At 55.3% G+C, this 18,438-nt stretch carries 12 protein-coding genes; 6 read left to right on the top strand and 6 right to left on the bottom strand.

Translation table 11 applies throughout. The features are described from left to right. Window positions 1–361: 361 nt before the first annotated feature. Complete coding sequence (locus ABEA92_RS10110) at window positions 362–1,288, top strand: DUF1559 family PulG-like putative transporter (protein WP_345683709.1); 927 nt, start codon at window positions 362–364, stop codon at window positions 1,286–1,288. Window positions 1,289–1,407: 119 nt separating this feature from the next. Continuing rightward, window positions 1,408–1,818, top strand: coding sequence for a hypothetical protein (locus ABEA92_RS10105; RefSeq protein WP_345683708.1), 411 nt, complete (start codon window positions 1,408–1,410; stop codon window positions 1,816–1,818). A 35-nt stretch (window positions 1,819–1,853) separates the two neighbouring features. Here ABEA92_RS10105 and ABEA92_RS10100 read toward each other — a convergent pair whose 3' ends face one another. Both ABEA92_RS10100 and ABEA92_RS10095 read right to left on the bottom strand, forming a co-directional pair. Beyond that, a complete protein-coding gene (locus tag ABEA92_RS10100) occupies window positions 1,854–3,284 on the bottom strand; it encodes a DUF1501 domain-containing protein (RefSeq protein ID WP_345683707.1) in 1,431 nt (476 codons plus the stop codon). 12 nt (window positions 3,285–3,296) lie between these two features. Continuing rightward, window positions 3,297–6,398 (bottom strand): DUF1553 domain-containing protein, encoded by a 3,102-nt coding sequence (locus ABEA92_RS10095; protein WP_345683706.1) that lies wholly within the window; start codon window positions 6,396–6,398, stop codon window positions 3,297–3,299. A 277-nt stretch (window positions 6,399–6,675) separates the two neighbouring features. Here ABEA92_RS10095 and ABEA92_RS10090 point away from each other — a divergent pair, with 277 nt between their 5' ends. The 4 genes from ABEA92_RS10090 to ABEA92_RS10075 all read left to right on the top strand — a co-directional run bounded on the left by ABEA92_RS10090 (window position 6,676) and on the right by ABEA92_RS10075 (window position 11,175). Then, window positions 6,676–7,842, top strand: a complete 1,167-nt coding sequence (locus ABEA92_RS10090) for a DegT/DnrJ/EryC1/StrS family aminotransferase (RefSeq protein WP_345683705.1) — start codon at window positions 6,676–6,678, stop codon at window positions 7,840–7,842. A 379-nt stretch (window positions 7,843–8,221) separates the two neighbouring features. After that, on the top strand, window positions 8,222–8,554 hold the full coding sequence (locus tag ABEA92_RS10085; RefSeq protein ID WP_345683704.1) for a HesB/IscA family protein: 333 nt from the start codon (window positions 8,222–8,224) through the stop codon (window positions 8,552–8,554). A 169-nt stretch (window positions 8,555–8,723) separates the two neighbouring features. Next, entirely contained in the window at window positions 8,724–10,682 is a 1,959-nt protein-coding gene (speA, locus tag ABEA92_RS10080) for a biosynthetic arginine decarboxylase (protein ID WP_345683703.1), read from the top strand. 97 nt (window positions 10,683–10,779) lie between these two features. Further along, window positions 10,780–11,175, top strand: coding sequence for a ribonuclease E inhibitor RraB (locus ABEA92_RS10075; protein WP_345683702.1), 396 nt, complete (start codon window positions 10,780–10,782; stop codon window positions 11,173–11,175). A gap of 908 nt (window positions 11,176–12,083) precedes the next feature. Here the strand turns inward: ABEA92_RS10075 and ABEA92_RS10070 are convergent. The 4 genes from ABEA92_RS10070 to ABEA92_RS10055 all read right to left on the bottom strand — a co-directional run bounded on the left by ABEA92_RS10070 (window position 12,084) and on the right by ABEA92_RS10055 (window position 18,317). Continuing rightward, entirely contained in the window at window positions 12,084–12,542 is a 459-nt protein-coding gene (locus ABEA92_RS10070) for a hypothetical protein (protein ID WP_345683701.1), read from the bottom strand. Between the two features lie 151 nt (window positions 12,543–12,693). Continuing rightward, entirely contained in the window at window positions 12,694–13,203 is a 510-nt protein-coding gene (locus tag ABEA92_RS10065; protein ID WP_345683700.1) for a GspE/PulE/PilB domain-containing protein, read from the bottom strand. A gap of 1,640 nt (window positions 13,204–14,843) precedes the next feature. After that, on the bottom strand, window positions 14,844–16,286 hold the full coding sequence (gene dnaB / locus ABEA92_RS10060; protein ID WP_345683699.1) for a replicative DNA helicase: 1,443 nt from the start codon (window positions 16,284–16,286) through the stop codon (window positions 14,844–14,846). Window positions 16,287–16,415: 129 nt separating this feature from the next. Then, a complete protein-coding gene (locus tag ABEA92_RS10055) occupies window positions 16,416–18,317 on the bottom strand; it encodes a DnaA/Hda family protein (protein ID WP_345683698.1) in 1,902 nt (633 codons plus the stop codon). Window positions 18,318–18,438: the final 121 nt, after the last annotated feature.

Below are 18,438 nucleotides of genomic sequence, written 5' to 3'. Positions count from 1 at the left end.
ATTGCCGCTGTCAACGTTTACAAACCTGTCGTGTGCTGGTCACGATAGAAAAAAAATGACTTGGTGAGCCTTTTTTTATTTCGGGGTTCCGAAGTCATGGGGCCTCTGGTTCTTCCAATTTAGGGATGCCAGCGATCCGCTGTTCACCGGTAGCGGTCCCCCATCCCCTGCTGTGAGCAAGCGTCCAAAATCGCCTTTTCGAACTCGTCATGTTTCGTTGGTTTAGGAAGCAAAAATAGGCTCGCCAGCCGCGGAGAAAAATTTGACAGCAATCGTTACACCGCTAGTCTATAGACCAAAGCCAATTGACATTGCGTCAGGCTACGTTCTTTTTTCTTGGCAACGGGGTGAAGAGGGAAATATGACGGTATTTACCAGGAAGCGTTTTAGCAGTGCGGGATTTACCTTGGTCGAATTGTTAGTGGTGATTGCCATTATCGGAGTTCTGGTGGGATTGCTGTTGCCGGCCGTGCAGGCCGCTCGCGAGGCGGCACGCCGAATGAGTTGCTCCAACAACATGAAGCAACTCGGTTTGGCGCTACACAACTACCATGACACCTTTCGTATCTATCCGTATGGCTATCGGGATTCGGGGACATTCCATCGCCGCGATACTTGGATGCAGCAAGTGATGTCCTTTATCGAAATCGGCGCGGTCTCGGAAGCCTACCAGCACTGGGACGGTCAATGGGTGATGGATACGCCGCCGGAGCTCAAGGATGCAGTGCTTCCCGCCTTTATGTGTCCGTCGGACCCCGGGGCTGGCGGCTTCGGCGGTGGAGGCTCGCGACGTTCCAACGGTGAAGGGTTTCAAGGTAACTATGTGGTCGCCGCTGCCAGCACCGAGATGACGCGTCCGATGACCAATCTCGATGGCATGTTTTACAACGATTCGAAAACCAAGATGCGTGACGTTGTCGATGGGACCTCCAACACGCTGATGGTCGGCGAGGCGCTAGTGCGTCCCGGTCTAGGCGGTTGGGGTGGAGCGGGCGGTTATTGGGGCGGCGGACCTCACGGCGGATTTGGTTTCACTACGTGGCAGTCACCGAACTCGACACTGCCTGATCAAGTTTACTCGTGCAAAACCGAAACCTATCGACTGGCACCCTGCAATTCGATCGGGGGCGCCGCAGAGATCCGTAATTTCGCGCGGAGCGTGCATCCTGGCGGTGCTCAATTCACGCTGGCCGATGGATCGGTTCGGTTCCTCACCGAATCAATCGACTTGGTGACCTATCGTGCCCTTGGCACGCGAAACAATGGCGAAGTGGTGACGTTGCCTTAACGAATATACCCTCGCACATGTCCATCGCGCGGCGGGGATCGGTGTTCGGTCCCCGCCGCCTTTCGATGCGGTTCCCCTGCCACTTTTTTTCACGTTTCCTATTTGAATCGGATTCATTCATGCGAACTCAGTTAACTCAAGCAGTGGTGGTCGTTTTGTTTTCTTGCGTGGTGTTGCTCGGCGGTTGTGGCAGCGATCCACTGGACCGCGTCATCGTCGAAGGGACCGTCGAGCTCGACGGAGCTCCGCTGGCCAACGGCGACGTCACGTTTGTGCCCCAGGATCCATCGGTCCAAGCCGACAACTTGCGGGTGGTCGACGGCGTGTTCAAAGGTCCCGTGATCCCCGGCGCCAAGCGTGTCGAAATCCGCGGTTATGAAGAAGTCGTCGCCGATTTGCCCGCGAATTCGCCCGAGGCCGGCACGAGCTTTAAAAGGCAAGTCTTGCCCGCCAAGTTCAACTCGCAAAGTGAGTTGAACGAAACGATTCCAAGTTCCGGTCCGCTTAGCTATACCGTTTCGTCAAGCTGAACGGAGTGGTTCCGCCAGACCAATCACATTGGATCTCACGCGAGTACGTCGGTCACGACCTTGCCGTGAACGTCGGTGAGCCGGAAATCGCGACCGGCGTGCTCGAAGGTCAATTGTTTATGGTCGAGTCCCAATTGATGCAGCAGCGTAGCGTGCAGGTCATGCATATGCACGCGGCCGGCGATGCTGCGGAAACCAAACTCGTCGGTTTCTCCGTGGGCATGCCCGCCGCGAAACCCACCGCCCGCCAACCAAACGGTAAAGCCACGGGGGTTATGATCGCGACCTGTTCCGTTGTCTTGGGCGTAGGGAGTGCGGCCAAACTCGCTGCCCCACCAAACGATTGTGTCCTCTAATAACCCTCGTTGCTTGAGATCGGTCAACAGCGCCGCGATCGGTTTGTCCACCGCGCGGGCGTGCGTCGCATGTTTGGGCAGATTGGAGTGTTGGTCCCACGCCGGATTGGCCGAGTCGTCACCGTAGTTGACTTGGACAAATCGCACTCCGGCTTCGCACATCCGCCGGGCCATCAAGCAGCGGGCCCCATACCGTTTGGTCTCTGGGGCGTTGATTCCGTACATCTCGATCGTTTCGGCGGTCTCGTCGGACAAGTCAAGCGTCTCGGGAGCGAACTGCTGCATTCGCCACGCCAATTCGTGGGACTTGATCGCGGCGTCCAGTTCCGTGTCTTGCAGCGGTCGCTGTGCGTATTGCTGATGATTCAATCGGTTCAGCAATTCAAACTGTTCTTGTTGCAGTCGGGGGGGAATGTGGTTTCGCGTTAGGCTGTCGATCGTCATCACGCTGCTACTCGCACTGCCGACTTTGGTGCCTTGGTAGCGAGGCGGCAAAAACGCGCTTCCATAGTTGCGTGCTCCCCCGTTTCCGATCGAAGGGGCGATCGAGATAAAGCCCGGAAGATTCTCATTCTCGCTTCCCAGCCCATACAGCAGCCACGAACCGAACGAGGGGCGAATGAAATTGGTGCTACCGCAGTGTAGGAACAAGGTGGCGGGACCATGGGCGACCCCCTCGGTATGCATGCCATGCAAAAGGCACATGTCATCGGCATGCCGAGCGGTTTCGGGAAACAGGTCCGACACCCAGCGACCCGAGTCGCCGTATTGGTTGAATTTCCATGGCGATTGCATCAAACGAAACTCTCGGCCTTTGCCCGATCGCGCGAGTTGACGCGCATCATCGAACTCGTAGGACTTTCCGTCATGTTCGCTTAGCAGCGGTTTGTAGTCGAATGAATCGACTTGGCTGACGCCGCCTTGCATAAACAGAAAAATGATCCGTTTGGCTTTGGGCACTAGCGGTGATGCATCACCCGAACCCGCGTTTGCTTGATGCGATTTTGCCGAAGCACGGGTTTGAGCCAAGATCGCCGAGGCGGCCATCGAACCAAATCCGCAAGCGGTGGTCCGCAGCATGTGTCGGCGTGAGAAGGTCGAATCGTTCATGACGTGGTGGCCTCAGGGCAGGTAGCGAAAGTCGAGAGACGCAAACAGCGAGTGAATCAGCATGGCAAGCCGATCGAGATCGTCGCTGTCGTCGGATTGGGCGAGGAATGCGACGCAGGTGGAGCGTTCTGAGTCGCTGGGCAGACGATAAAAACAGTGCTGGTAGATCAGATCGACCAAATCAGCGTTCGAGAGTGAACCGTGTTGGCGAAAATTCTCGGCGGCCGCCTGGGCGCGAGCGATGATCCAGGGGTGATTCACCAGCACAAGCGCCTGCGTCGCGACGGTGCTGCGCGTGCGTTGTCCCACCGAAACGCTGGCGTCTGCGAAATCAAACGCCTCGAACAATTCAGGTAATGCGTTGCGAAACACCGGATGATAGATGCTCCGCCGCGGTGAATCGATGCGATAGTTGTAGTCGGCATTGGTTCCAGGCCGAATCAGCGATCCGCCTTGGGACAAATCGAGTTCGCCGCTAATTTGTAGCATCGCATCACGTAGCGACTCGACCCTCAATCGTCGCGAGTTGGCTCGCCAATAAAGTTCGTTTTTGGGATCGAGTTTCTGTTGCATCTGGTTCGCGGCCGGGTCATCCAGTGTCAACCGTCGACGGTACGCGTCGGACATCACGATCGTGCGGACCAGATGTTTTGTGGACCATTGATTTTGGATCAATTCGCTGGCCAACCAATCGAGCAGTTCCGGATGCGTCGGGACGTCGCCTTTGGTGCCAAAGTTGTTCATCGAATGGACAATGCCTTGCCCCATCAATGCGGCCCAAATGCGGTTCGCATAAACACGTGCGGTGAGTGGGTTTTCGGGCGAGGCAATCCAGTTCGCCAATTCCAATCGTCCGCTGGTATCCGGATCGATCGGGTGCGAATCACCGTGAGGAAGCGCCGTCAAAAAACCGCGAGGCACGCGATCACCGAGGTTGTGAACGTCGCCGCGGATGTGAATCGCGACGTCGGTTGGTGTCGCATTTTCCTCGAGCGTCATGTAGTGCGGACGTTCGGCGAGTTGCTGCATCAGCGATTTTCGCTCGACTTCCAAATCAGCGATGATGCGGGCGTTCTCGGCAGCTTGGATTTGCTTTTGTTTCTCATCCTCGGTTTGCCCCGGTTGTTTCGACTGGGCGGCAGCTTGCGAATCCGCACGATTCGGATTGGACGCAAGCGGCAAGAACTGAACGGCGTCAACGATCACATAACCATCGCTGTCTTCGTTGGAAACGATGACAAACGCTTGGCCATTGCGTTCGAAATCGTATTCACCCAGCGAGATCCACACGCCCTCTTCCGGCGGCACACGTCGTTGGTTAATCCGTACCACGGTTTCTTCGTTAACGCTGAAAATACGAACCACAGTGTTAGAGGCGCGGTTCGTACCGGCAGAGTAGGCGAGCCGGACTTGGTATTTTCCCGCCGGCAGATCTTGCGGTTCGAAGGTTGCCGTTTTGAATCCTTTGTGATCATTGCCGTCATGGATATAGCCATCGCCGATCAAGCGGCCAACCGACGTGGAATGGATCCATTCACCAACCAATTTCGCCGCTCCGCTGTCCACGACGATCCCGTCGAGTTCCACCAACGGAATGATGCGGTTTTCTTCGGACAATTTGATGCTGGCTGATTTTTTTCGCGAAGCGATTTCCGCATTCACGCTTTGCAATTTTTGTGAGATCGATTCGTAGTGCCGCTGCATCGACTCGCTAAGCGGAAGCGGTTTTTCGATCCAACGAGACAGGTTGGCGTGTTTCAGCGCGGTGGCGGATCGAAAGATGCCCGCCAACGCGTAGTAGTCGCGGGTGGGAATCGGGTCGAATTTGTGATCGTGGCATCGCGCGCAGCCAATCGTTTGCCCTAAAAAGCCTCGTCCGATCGTATCAAGCTGTTCGTCGATCACATCCATTTCAAGTTGAGTCTTGTCCTGTTGTTCGAGGTTTGAATTTCCCATCATCAAGAACGTGGTCGCGACATGTTGCATTTGACGTTGGTGCAAATCATCGGACTTGAGTAAGTCGCCTGCGATTTGTTCGCGAATCATTTGGTCAAATGGCCGGTCGGTATTGAACGCTTCGACTAGGTAATCGCGGTACCGCCATGCTTCGGGAAAAACGAAACCTCGAAGCGTGATCGATTCGGCATAGCGTGCGACATCCATCCAGTGGCGAGCAAACGTCTCGCCGAATTGTGGCGATGCGAGTAATTCGTCGACGAGCGTTTCGTAGGCATCCGCGTCGTAGGCGGCCGGATGGTGTTGCTGGTTCTTGCTCTGCTTGGCATCCGAGCGGCGAGTTTCAGTTGGGTGGGGGCCAGTTGGGCTGGTTTCGGTTGGGGGGGCAAGAGGAGGACGCGGAGGCAATCCGGTCAAATCAAAATAAAGCCGTCGCACCAACGTGGAGTGATCGGCAACCGAGGTGGCGGTGAGTCCCGATTCAAGCAGTCGTCGGTTCAAAAAGTAGTCAATCGGCGAGCTCGACGCGGTGGCGGAGTCCGACGGAAGGGAAGGGGTTTGGATCGGCCGGTATGCCCAATGTTGTTGGGCTTGTTCGACCGACAACCCCGAGTTCGATCTCGTCGCCGCGACCTCGGCGGTACGTGGATCATAGACACCATCGGCGATCCATTTTGCAAATGCGTCGATCAGGTGCCCCGGCAGTTTTCCATCGGGCGGCATTTGCAAATCAGCGTCCTCGTAGCGAATCGCGGCCATCAGCGTGCCACGGTCCGGATGGCCGGGAACCATGGCGGCCCCTGAATCGCCGCCAGCTTGCCAACCGGCTTTGGTGTCCAATTGCAATCCGCCGCTGACTTCGTTTTCAACCGAATGACAATCCAAACAATGTTCAATGAGCGCAGGTCGAATGACGGTTTCAAAAAATGCTTCGTGTTCTGCCGATGGCTTTGCTTCACTGCGTACTTCGGGCTGGATTGGGGCTTGTCCGACCACCGCAGTGCCGACGAACAAAGGTAGCGTGATGGCACCGAGCACGATGACGAGCTGGGCAACCGACCGGCGGGCATCCAGCTGGCGGGCAACCAAGCGACGGGCAGGCAAGCGGCAAGGGCCCAGCGGCGGTGGCATGCGTGAAACAGATCGACGTCGGTACATCTGTATTTCCGCGAGGGATGGGGGAAGGTTGGAGAGCAGCGGAGGCAGGAGGGCTCATTTTATCCGAAACGAAACGACCGCGTGGGAAAGAAACGCGGAGGAGACTGAAAAGACCAAGGGGCACTGCAGGTTAAGAATTTTTTCTCTTGACCCGACACTCGCTCAGCGATTATTTCATAACGAGGGAACCAATCCCCTGACTTGGCCAGCGCGGATCGACGTCGCTTTACCAAGCCCCCTATTTTATTAACCAGTTCAACCATGGAAGGTTGCTCCTATGGCCAATGCCACCGACGGCGTCCCCTTGCTGGACGTGAATCGTGATAACCGCCCTCACCGCGAAGAATTTCTCGAAGCGCTGACCGAAGTGCTCGACAGCGGTCGATTTTTGTTTGGTCCTGATGTCACCGCATTGGAAAACGAAGTTGCTGCGTACAGCCAAGCCGAGAACGCGATCGGATGTGCCTCGGGCAGCGACGCCTTGCTATTGTCGCTGATGGCTCTGGAAATCGGTCCTGGCGACGAAGTGATCGTTCCTAGTTTTACCTTTTTCGCCTCGGTTAGCTGCATCACACGTTTAGGTGCAACGCCGGTATTCGTCGACATTTGTCCCGATACGTTCAACGTGGATCCCGAAGCGATTCGCAATGAGATCAACGATCGCACTCGCGCGATCATCCCGGTCCACTTGTTCGGCCAATGTGCACAGATCGATCGGATCTGCCAAATCGCTGGCGATCACGACATTCCGGTCATCGAAGACGCGGCCCAGGCCATTGGTGCCGCCTATCACTCCCGTCCGGCTGGCAGCTGGGGGAAAATGGGATGTTTCAGTTTCTATCCCACTAAAAACCTAGGCGGCATGGGCGATGGTGGGATGATCACGACCGGTGACGCTGCCACGGCAGACCGTTTGCGATTGTATGCCAGCCACGGAATGCGTCCTCGCTACTATCACCAAGTCGTCGGGATCAACAGCCGCTTGGATACGTTCCAAGCCGCCGTGCTTCGTGTGAAGCTGCGTCATTTGGACAAAGCGGTCCAAGATCGCCGCGTCAACGCCGAACGTTACTCGCGACTGCTCAGCGAAGCCAACTTGGTTGCCGCGGATCAGATCGTTTTGCCGGCGACTGACCCCAACGCATTCCACGTTTGGAATCAATACGCACTGCGAGTCGGCGAAGGTCGTCGTGATGATTTGCGATCGTACTTGTCCGAGCGTGGCATTGGGTCGGAGGTCTATTACCCGGTTCCGATGCACCAGCAGCAGTGTTTCCAAGATCTCGATTTCGATCGTGATGCGTTGGCGGAAACCGAGCGTGCGAGCAAGGAAGTATTGAACCTGCCGATCTTCCCTTCGTTGACCGAAGCGGAACAGCACCGGGTCGTCGAGACCATTAGCGGTTTTTACGCGGCCGGCGCTCGGTCGGCAGCAGCAGCCTAGGCGTCCCCACGTTTGCGGATAAGGATCCCACAGCCGAAAAAACAGAACCGGCTGAGGGATCCTAAGCCAATTCAAGGCGTTTTGTCCGCCAATCGTACAGGGACCACCCAGGTGGCCCTGTGTGGCACGAAGGGGCCCCTCAGCGGAGAAAAAGGGAACGGAAATGCACGCTGTGGCGTGTCGATCCGCAGTGAAACCGCCAGTTTTGCGGTCATTCTCAGGCAATTCGCAATACTTGCATCTTGTCGAATCCCAAGCATTCCGAATACTATAAGGTTGACGGTTTTCTGGGAGGCTTCGGCATTACCATGGTAGACCTGAGTAGTTTACATTTCGAAACTCACCAGTCCGACAGGGCGTCCGAAGGAGTTTGACAACGATGGCAATAAAATTAACGGAACGAGCCGCTGAAGAAGTGAAGCGGTTTCGCCAAGAGAATAACTTTGATGAATCCACATCGCTGCGAATCGGCGTTGCTGGCGGTGGTTGCAGTGGTTTCAACTACACGCTTGGATTCGACGACAAGTTCGATGAAAAAGCAGACAGCAAGTACGATTGCCACGGCGTCGCGGTAATTGTCGACAAGAAGAGCGCTTTGTACCTCGACGGCACGACCGTTGATTGGTATTCCAGCCTTGAAAAGCAAGGTTTCACCTTCGAGAACCCCAACGCAGTGAAGAGCTGTGGTTGTGGTAGCTCGTTCCAAGCGTAAGCTGCGCTAAAAAATCACTCAATTTAGACATCAAACGCCTTGTTGCTTCGCAACAGGGCGTTTTCTTTTGAGAGTGTCTCTGTAAAATCCGACCCTCGTTTGATTTCGCTGCGGGCAGCCGTTGGTCCTGGCGCAATCGTTATCGATTCACCAAGAGGTTTCTGGCGGAATGAGCGTTGTAGCACCCAAAAAATGGTCCGGAGCCGATTCGGCATCGTTGTACGAAGTGGACCGTTGGGGTGACGGGTATTTTCACGTCACCAAGGACAGCCGGTTGATGGTTTCGCCGAGTCGAGACCCCGAGCAGGCCATCGATTTGAAAGAGCTTGTCGATGGGCTGACTCAGCGAGGTTTGGACCTGCCGATTCTCATTCGCTTCAACGGTATTCTGCGAGATCGTCTGAAACGGCTGAGTGAGAGCTTTGCCGATGCGATCGAAGAACATCAATACAACAACTCCTATCGCTGTGTGTTTCCGATCAAGGTGAACCAGCAGCGTGACGTGGTCGAGCAATTTGCCAAGCACGGCAGCGAGTTTGGCTTTGGAATCGAAGCCGGCAGCAAGCCCGAAATGTTGGCGGTGGTCGCGATGACCGACTCCGAGACACCGATTATCTGTAACGGGTTCAAGGATGACGACTTCATCCACTTGGCGATGCGGGCGCAGCAGATCGGTCGTACCGTGATCCCGGTGGTGGAAAAGGTCAGTGAATTGGATCTGATTTTGAAGCACTCCGAAGCGCTCGGCGTGCGTCCGACCATTGGAATGCGAGTCAAACTTGCCACTCGAGGCTCGGGACGTTGGCAAGCCAGTGGCGGCTATCGATCGAAGTTTGGGTTGACGGTGGCAGAAATGCTTCGCCAATTGGAAAAGCTCGAATCGCGTGGCATGGCGGATTGTTTCAAACTGTTGCACTTTCACGTCGGCAGCCAAATCACGCACATTCGCCAGCTCAAAGCCGCAATCCTCGAAGCGGCACGCATCTACGTCGATTTGCACCGCCGCGGGGCGGGATTGGAAATGCTGGATGTTGGTGGCGGGTTGGGCGTCGATTATGACGGTTCGCATAGCGACAATGAATCGAGCATGAATTATTCGATGCAAGAGTACGCAAAGGACGTTGTGTACTTGGTGCAAACCGTATGTGACGAAGCCGAGGTTCCGCATCCTGAATTGATCAGCGAAAGCGGCCGCGCCGTCGCTGCGCATCACAGCGTCTTGGTGGTCAACACCCTGGGTGTGACCCAGCAGGGCAGCGTGCAAGACCTGCCAACGGAAATTCCCGACGAATATGAGCAGCCTGTCCAGGATCTATGGATTAGTTATCGAGATTTGACCGCTGCCAATATGTTGGAATCGTTCCACGATGCGCAGACGTCGCTTGATTTGGCGATGAACTTGTTCAGCGGTGGGTATTTGCCGTTAGAGCAGCGGGTGGTTGCCGAGAATCTCTATTTCGCAGTCTGCCACCGCGTGCGTGAATTTGCCAGCGAGCTGGAGCATGTGCCCGAAGATGTCAAGCATCTGAATCGTTTGTTGTCGGATATCTACTTTGCCAACTTCTCGTTGTTTCAATCGGTGCCCGATTCGTGGGCCATCGATCAATTGTTCCCCGTGATGCCGATCCATCGCTTGGATGAACAACCGACTCGCCATTCGGTGATCGGTGATATTACCTGCGATAGCGACGGAAAGATTGACAAATTCGTGAGCGGCGAAGGCCCGCAGCGAACGATCTTGCTGCATGAATTTAAAAAGCAGCAGCCCTATCACATCGGCATCTTTATGGTGGGTGCCTATCAAGAGATCCTTGGCGACCTGCATAATTTGTTTGGTGATACCCACGCGGTGCATGTTGATTTGAACGGTGATTCGGTGAAGATCGAATCGATCGTCAAAGGAGACACCGTCAGCGAAGTCCTCGGCTATGTCCAGTATGACGACCGAGAATTGATTCGGCGGTTGCTGGACAATATCAATGCCGCCGTCAGCAGCGGAAAAATTGATAATGTCCAAGCTGGCGAATTGCTTCAGTTTTACGAGCGTGCTCTCGGAAGCTACACCTACTTGTCCGAAAACGGGCACTCTTTGGCCCACATCAAATTGCCACTGGAAAACCAATCTTAGGCCAATTCCGCATTGTTCCTAAGGCGATGCGGATCAAATGTTTCCGTGGCAATGGCTTCGCTATTTTGTTTCCTTACCTCTTTTAAGAAATACGTTCATGACGACCTATCCCGAAGATGCGGATGGCGCAGTGTTGGCGAACCTTCAATCGCTTGGCGTCGACATGTCGGCTCCGCTGCTGATTGAATTCGCAGTCGATGCGCCCGACGAAGCATCGGCCCATCGGATTGAAAAGGCGCTGATGGCCAAACAGTACGAGACCGAGGTTTATTACGACTCGGGCGAGCCAGAGGAGGGTGAAGAGGCGGCCGAGGACGATGACGAAGAGTTCGGCCCAGCGTGGACGGTCTATGTCAACGTCACGATGGTGCCGGAGTATGACAAGATCATGCAGATTCAGGCCGAGCTAGACGAGTTGTCCAAGCCGCACGGCGGCCGCAGCGACGGTTGGGGCGTGATGGTGGACGAAGAGCCGCTGCCCGACGAAATGTAGTTCTTTATCCCCTGGGGCTCGAGGTTCCAGATGGTTGGCGGCCGCTGCTTCGAAGCCGCCGCAAAGAACGGAGTTATGTACGACTCGGTGTCGTACTTCATGGGGAGGAGACCCTACGCTGGAGACTCGCTTCTAGTTGCCCCGGTTCTATTCCATTGTTGCTGGCAAGGTACTGTGGGCGGGTAATTCGTTCGGTGTTTAGCAATTGACCTTGTGAAGCATCGCTTGATCGATCAAGCAAGCAAAGGTGAATTTACAGGAAGATGAAGGACAGAAAGATGATCAACCCCCAAATTACCGCATTTTCATTTTCCTGTCACCCATTTTCCTGTATTCCTCTGATTGCGAGACAAAACGATACCTTGCAAAACGACTGACTGTGATAAATCGACAGACGATGCCGAGTCGAAGCCGAAGGCCTAGCATGAAAATCATGTGAGGCGGCAACAACACTACCATTCCGGTTGACGAATAAAACGATTCCAAAGGGGAATTGCCGCGTAGAGGCAAAGCCAGGCGATGACGTTCAGGTAGACCCACAGCCATCGTTGAGATCCGCGATTGATCGCTGCTTCATGATACGACGCGATAAGTGAAGCCAGCCCAACCACGAAACAAATTGCAGAGCCAATCCATCCTTAGAACACGAGGCCTGCCGACAGCGAGGCAGCACCAACGCGATAGTAGAATGCCGGAGGGACACCGTTATTGATCGGGAACCGCGATTGGCATTTGAGGCAAATCACGTTTCACCGGTGACGGCCAACGGAAGGTTATTACGACTCCGCCCTAAACGAAGCGAGAGATGCCTGAACTACGAGAGATTGTACCAAAGCCTGCGATCGTTGCCAAAGAACGAAGGTGTGTCGAAGGGCTCAGCATAAAAAACATGTTAGGCGACCGTCGCACTACCGGTCACGGTGTAACACCTGACGGACTAGGACGCACGACAGCAGAATATAGGATGGTGCCGAGGCAGCCATCCCCGTTGCCATGCAGACTAGTGCGACGGAGTGAGCATAGAGCAAATTGCTGGGATTCGGATACGAGGATTGCGATCCGAACACGAAGTTGTGATAGATGAAGGCATGAATCATCCCGAACGCACCGATCAGAGTGGGGAGCAATGCAATCGGCAGGCACGCTGCGACGTCGCCGACACTACAGGTGCGTCGAACGACTTTGCAGCACAGAAAGAATGCGATGTAGCCACTGCACAGTAGTGCGGGACCATAGAGCAGGCCGAGCGAATCAACGAAGAATCCCAGAATGGACTGTTCCTTGTTGCCGCCCAACGCAATGAAAGCGAACAGGGCAGCGAAGCCCGTCAAGAAGTAGAGCACGTCTCGGATCGAGAATCGAGGCATGAATTGGAGGCAAGTAGGTCGTGCAACGGAAGGTTTTTACGACACCGCGATAAACGAAGCGAACGATGTCTGAACAAAGGGAAATTGTACTAATGCGTGCCCGCGTGACCAACCAAGGAAGGTGTGCCGAAGGCCTACCGTAAAAACCATGTTAGCGGCACCTCGCTACGTACCGATTCCAGATTCGGCGGATGCTCGGCACCTCTTTCGCGTCAACCAGTCGTTGGTATGGGCGGACAGAGACGATCCATCGCCACATGTCGTGGTCGGGGTGATCGGGTGGGAATTTAGCGCAACCAGACCAATGCGAGGAGCCTTCCCAGCCGGAGCATTTGACGTTGAGCTGGTCACCGTCGCACCAATGCCAGTTGGGCCAGTACCAAGTCACGCCAACGTCGGCATCATCGAGTTCAGGTTGATCGTTGTTTAGTTCATGGAGCCGGACGGCGATCCATTCGGCTGTCCGAGTCACGCCACGAACGTTGCGGTTGAGGATGAAGTGTAGGCGTTGTTGCGTCTCGGTGGTGAGCGGCGATTCCGCCGCAACGATAAGGGTGTCGGCAAGAATGCGTAGCGGAACGATGTGATTGTCGTACGCGACCGATGCGGGAACAAGTTCCGCTGCGGCTACGCTTCCAGTGATGAGTTGGTGACTACTCATTTGACTGTGCTGGCCAAGCGGAGTTGTGTACGACTTGATGTCGTACTTTATCGGGAGGAGATTCCACGCTGGAGACTCGCTTCTAATTGCCCCGGTTCTATTCTATTGTTGCTGGCAAGGTACTGTGGGCGGCTAATTCGTTCGGTGTATAGGAATTGACCTTGTGAAGCATCGCTTGATCGATCAAGCAAGCAAAGCTGAATTTACAGGAAGATGGAGGACAGAAAAATGATCAACCCCCAAATACAGTATCTTCATTTTCCTGTCACCCATTTTCCTGTATTCTTTCTGAATGCAGCACTTCATTCACGGCACCGCGATGCATCGAGCTGTACTCCCCACTAGCGTTTCGTAATGTCACACGACGTCGCTTCAACGATCCAGCCACCTCCCGCCACGATGCGGCTTGCCTTGAACATTGGCTTTGGGATCAAGCTCGTTCCTCGCTGACGCGAAACCCTGAGGAGTTGTACGACCGTGAAGAACCAAGGCCGTATCCAGTTGTTTGACACTATCCGTCAGAACGGACGAATCGGCAATTGAGTTGGCCAGCCAATTCGGTGGCACGCATGACAACGAAGTCGACATGGTTAGGGGCAGCGTCAACGTTGATGATCGGGGAATCGTCCACTGCCCAGGAAAACCCACCTAGTTCAACGCGATTCCGCATCAAACGCACGGAATCACCGAGATCGGCGATCGTACCACGCAATCACGAACGCGAGACAGCCAAGCAAAAGCAGGCAGATGACTAGCGCCAGTGGAATCGACACGTACACTGAGAGACTAAAAACGCGTTTTAGGACGGGAGCGCCGATTGCAGTGCCGATGCCGACGAGCGCGAAAGCCAAGAGCGGCTCGGTGTGGCGATCGTCAAAAGCCACGAGCATTCCAATGGATATGGGATGTGAAGCGAACGACTAGCGTCCGCCAACGGAGTTATGTACGACTCGGTATCGTACTTGATAGGAAAGGAGACCCGATGCTGGAGTCTCGTTTTTGATTTCCTTAAACTTAATCCATTTTTGTTGGCGAGGTACAACTCGTTGCTGCAAATTTCGTTCGGTTTGTGGAATGGATTTCCAGTTCCCCATTGCCCTCTTTGCGAAACCGCAGCCAGCTTGTTTTCGATCACGGCAATCATCTCCTTAACTGTCCAGTGCAATGATTAGCAACCGGTTACTTCGGTGGCGAGCGTTGAGGGAGTCTCAAATAATGGCCGGTGATCTGCATTTGTAACATCGTAAAAAATGCCGCAGTGGCAAACCGCTCTTGCTGTTCTCGGGTGAGCCAGCGGAGTGAGTCACTCCACTGCTCCTCCGGCGGAATCGATAGTATGGCAATCCCTAGCGTAATCTCGCGGAAACACATTTTGTCAAATACAGTGCGGATCGTCGACAGATGACCCGAGACGGTGGAAGAGTCCGGGCCAGCGTCGACCAAGTATTCGAGGTAATCACGAACATGCTCGCGAGTGATGGCATGAGGTGAACTGCCAAACCAACGTAGAAATGATTTTAGATAAGTTTCTTTGCAAGTTGCGTTGCATTTTAGTAGGGCAGGCTTAGAACGCCTGCTCGGGCGCAGGCTGGGGCCTGGATCTCAGCGGGATGACCGATATGCAAATGCTAGAGTAGATCCTAGAAGCCACCAGGGCTGCTGAATTCGGCGTAGTCGTCAAACTCGTTGTGGCGTTCGGGGGCTCGGTCGCTGAACCGCGTGAAGTCGCCTTCCCAGCTGAGCGGCACGTTTCCGATCGGACCATTACGCTGTTTCGCCATGATGATCTCGGCTTGCCCGGCGTATTGCGCTTTGTCTTCGCCGCGATGGTAGTACTCTTCGCGGTGCACAAACATGACAACGTCGGCATCCTGCTCGATTGCCCCGGATTCCCGCAGGTGGCTCAATTTCGGCTGGTGATCTTTGCTGTCTTCGGCTTGCCGATTCAATTGAGACAAGCACAGCAGCGGAGTGCTCAATTCACGAGCCATCCCTTTCAATCGACGCGCGATCTTCGAAACCTGTTCCTGCCGGGGGTCACGCGAATTGTCCGGTTCAATCAGCTGCAAGTAGTCGATGATGATCAAACCCAACGCCTCTTCGCGTCGCTTGATTCGACGTGCGGCCGCCGCGATTTCGCTAACCGTTCGGCTTGGTGAATCGTCGACGTACAGCGGAGCTTCACTGATCTCGTTGGCTTTTTGGATCAGCCGTTCGCGGTCGTCCGAGGAAATGGTGCCGTTACGCAGTCGGTGGCCATTGACTCGGGCAAGCGAGCAAAGCATACGATCGGCAAGCTCGATACCGGACATTTCCAACGAAACAAACAGCACGGGCAAACGTTGGTTGATGGCAACGTATTCTCCGATGTTCATCGCCAACGCGGTTTTGCCCATCGACGGACGAGCAGCGAGAATGATCAGTTCGCCGTTATGCAGACCGCCGGTCATGTTGTCGAACTCGGTGAATCCGGTCTCACAGCCACCGTCGGTGTGTTCACCGCTGAGTCGCGCTTCCATTCGGTCCATTGCCGCATGCAGAACATCACTCATGCTGTGCACCGAGTTGCCAGAGCGGCCGTCCATGATCGCAAAGATCTTTTGTTCCGCTTGCGCACACATTTCGCGTGCTTCGCTGTTTTGTTCGTAGGAGTCGCGGAGAATCTCGGTGCTCGCTTCGATCAAGCGGCGGTAGACTGCTTTTTCCGAAACGATGCCTGCGTAATAAACCGCATGCGCCGCGTTGGGAACCGCTCCGGATAGCTTGGCGAGATACGCCGCTCCGCCGACCGCTTCATAGTCGTTGGCGGTTCGCAGTCGCGAAACCAACAGCGTGATATCGATCTTCTGACCTTGGTCATGCATGTCGCGAAGGTGTTCGTAAATTTTACGATTCGCGTCGTCGAAGAAATCTTCGGCTCGCAGCGATGCAATGTCATCGCACACGATGGGCAGCAACAGAATACTTCCAATCACGCCCATTTCCGCTTCGAGATCATAGGGCGGCTGCCGCTGAAGGATCTCGCTGGCGCTGGCTTCTTTCTTCTTTTTTCGGCCTTTGAACTGAAAGTCGTCTGCGGTCAAGATTCCGGTCCGTGGAGATTAGGAAACGAAGAGGCTGAGTAAGTCTTATTTGATCGGGCGTCGCAGAATTACGCAACCTGAACCAATTCGGGAAGTTCTGACCACCCGTTTCGCCACCCCCCGCACTGTTTACGCGGTTCGCAATTGGTTTTCAATTCGGTCGATCGCTTCGCGAGCGGACACCGAAGTCGGGCCACGACCGATCGCTTTGCCACTTTCGAGCCACTTTTTGACATTTTTCTCTGCCGCAATCGCAGTGCTATGCGAGCGACCGCCAAAGTGGTTGGCGATTTCGGCGTAGGCCGACGAAGTCAATTGGCGTGACAGATACATCGCCAACATTCGTGGTTCGCACACTGCACGAGCTTGCGACGAACCTCGCAAGTCCTCGAGCGGCACATTGAAGGCTTCGCAAACCGTTCGCTCGATGGTGCTTAGCGTCACCGAAGCTTGTCCGACCCGCAGCAGGTTGCCGCCGAATTGACGAATCTCGTCCATCGTGGCCATGCGGCCAAACATCTTTTGCAGCGTGGCGACCAAGTTAACGATCCCGCTGAGCACGCGGCCGTCGCCGGCAAGTTGAGCGTTGACCTCGGTGATCATTTCATCCGGCCACGGGATCGAACATCGCTGTTGGACAAGACGCCGCAGTACGGTTTCGCGAGTCGTCGAATCCAACGAGTGCATCGGGCAAACCAGCCCGCTGGCCATACGTCCTGACAATTCTCGCGACAGTCCTTCGATTTCCGACGGAGCCTGGTTCGCGGTAAACACGATCGGACGGCCTGCTTCGATCAAAGCCTCGACGGTATACAGCATTTCGCGAAGCGTGGCACTTTTGGCACTCAGGAATTGAACGCCGTCGATCAACAGTGCGTCGACTTCGCGGTAGCGTTTGCGAAACGCAGGTAGCCCCGTGGTGCCAACCGATTTGCAGAAGTCGTTGGTGAATTTTTCGCCCGACAATTGCACAACCGTCCGCATGCCATGTCGGCGGCGGAATTGGTCGGCGATTGCATTGACAAGATGAGTCTTGCCAATGCCTGAGGGGCCGTACAGAAACAAGGGCGTTGCACTGCCGGGGCTTTGGCACGCCATCATCACCGCGGTGTGGGCGAGTTGGTTGGACGTTCCGGCGACGAAACTGCTAAGCGTCATCGCGTCGCGAGGCAGCGTGGGTTTGCCGTTGGACGAACCCGCAGGCATGCCCGCCGTACCGGACGCCTCGGCCGCTGCGGTTTCGGTTGATTCAAAATTCGGAAGCGACGGCTGTGTGCCATCGTCGACCGGACGTGATTTTTTGGGTTTGGGTGAACGAACCGATCCTGCCGCAATCAGTGATGACAATGGCTGTGCGGCGGAGCGTTTGCGTTGGGGCGAACCATGGGTTTCACGAGCTCGGCGGGTTGGCGATTGCAAACGGCGTGCTCGCGGCGATGACGCGGTTTGCCCTGTTGCCGAAGCGGCAGGCTGAGCCATCGCTCCGGTGCCCGCAGGACCATTTGCCCCCACGCACACGCTCGCAAGCGCTGCCGGGGCCATCGCTGCTGCGTTTCCTGCTTGTTCGCTGTTTCCGTTCTCTGCAGCCTCGTCTGACTCCAGTGGTAACTCGACTTGCGTCGGCTGAGGACGCCCCAGTTCGATCGCGACCGCCAAGGGGGATCCACAAGCTTGGGCCGCCGCTGCACGGATTTGTTGCAGGAAGTTTTGTCGCAAGCGATCCAAGGCAAATTGGCCGCTGACCAACACGACCAAGCGTGGGCCCGAATCGAGCCGCGATGGGACATCGGTCGAGGCAAACGTGGGCTCAGGTGTCTCGGTGTGTTGCAAACCACCGACAGCGTTCTCGCCACTTGCCGTGTTTTCGGCAGTAGCAGCTTGGACCGCGAAGGCGACTCCGTGGGTAAACCACATCCGGAATCGATCTGCACCGATACGCTCTTTCAAAGCTTCCTTGAATGTTTCGACAACAACCTTGTCGTCGATGCAGCCGTGCGGAGCGGACATACCGGTAGCGCAATCCTCCTTCATGGATATTTCGCGGTGCAACCAACACGCCACCACTCGGAAGGATCCGCAAACCGGATCGTCCAAATGAGGACGCGAAAATAGAATGCCGTGGGGGGCCGAGTTGAGAGTGCAGCCGAAAGCG

Origin of the sequence: Novipirellula caenicola (assembly GCF_039545035.1) — a bacterium.
In the GTDB taxonomy this organism is placed as follows: domain Bacteria; phylum Planctomycetota; class Planctomycetia; order Pirellulales; family Pirellulaceae; genus Novipirellula; species Novipirellula caenicola.
Note: the sequence above shows the minus strand (reverse complement) of the source record. Positions and strands in the feature narration are given on the sequence as shown.

Bases quoted from the DNA above. Each gene is read 5' to 3' on its own strand.
- ABEA92_RS10110 (WP_345683709.1), top strand. From the start codon at position 362: ATGACGGTATTTACCAGGAAGCGTTTTAGCAGTGCGGGATTTACCTTG.
- ABEA92_RS10105 (WP_345683708.1), top strand. From the start codon at position 1,408: ATGCGAACTCAGTTAACTCAAGCAGTGGTGGTCGTTTTGTTTTCTTGC.
- ABEA92_RS10100 (WP_345683707.1), bottom strand. From the start codon at position 3,284: ATGAACGATTCGACCTTCTCACGCCGACACATGCTGCGGACCACCGCT.
- ABEA92_RS10095 (WP_345683706.1), bottom strand. From the start codon at position 6,398: ATGTACCGACGTCGATCTGTTTCACGCATGCCACCGCCGCTGGGCCCT.
- ABEA92_RS10090 (WP_345683705.1), top strand. From the start codon at position 6,676: ATGGCCAATGCCACCGACGGCGTCCCCTTGCTGGACGTGAATCGTGAT.
- ABEA92_RS10085 (WP_345683704.1), top strand. From the start codon at position 8,222: ATGGCAATAAAATTAACGGAACGAGCCGCTGAAGAAGTGAAGCGGTTT.
- speA (WP_345683703.1), top strand. From the start codon at position 8,724: ATGAGCGTTGTAGCACCCAAAAAATGGTCCGGAGCCGATTCGGCATCG.
- ABEA92_RS10075 (WP_345683702.1), top strand. From the start codon at position 10,780: ATGACGACCTATCCCGAAGATGCGGATGGCGCAGTGTTGGCGAACCTT.
- ABEA92_RS10070 (WP_345683701.1), bottom strand. From the start codon at position 12,542: ATGCCTCGATTCTCGATCCGAGACGTGCTCTACTTCTTGACGGGCTTC.
- ABEA92_RS10065 (WP_345683700.1), bottom strand. From the start codon at position 13,203: ATGAGTAGTCACCAACTCATCACTGGAAGCGTAGCCGCAGCGGAACTT.
- ABEA92_RS10055 (WP_345683698.1), bottom strand. From the start codon at position 18,317: ATGAAGGAGGATTGCGCTACCGGTATGTCCGCTCCGCACGGCTGCATC.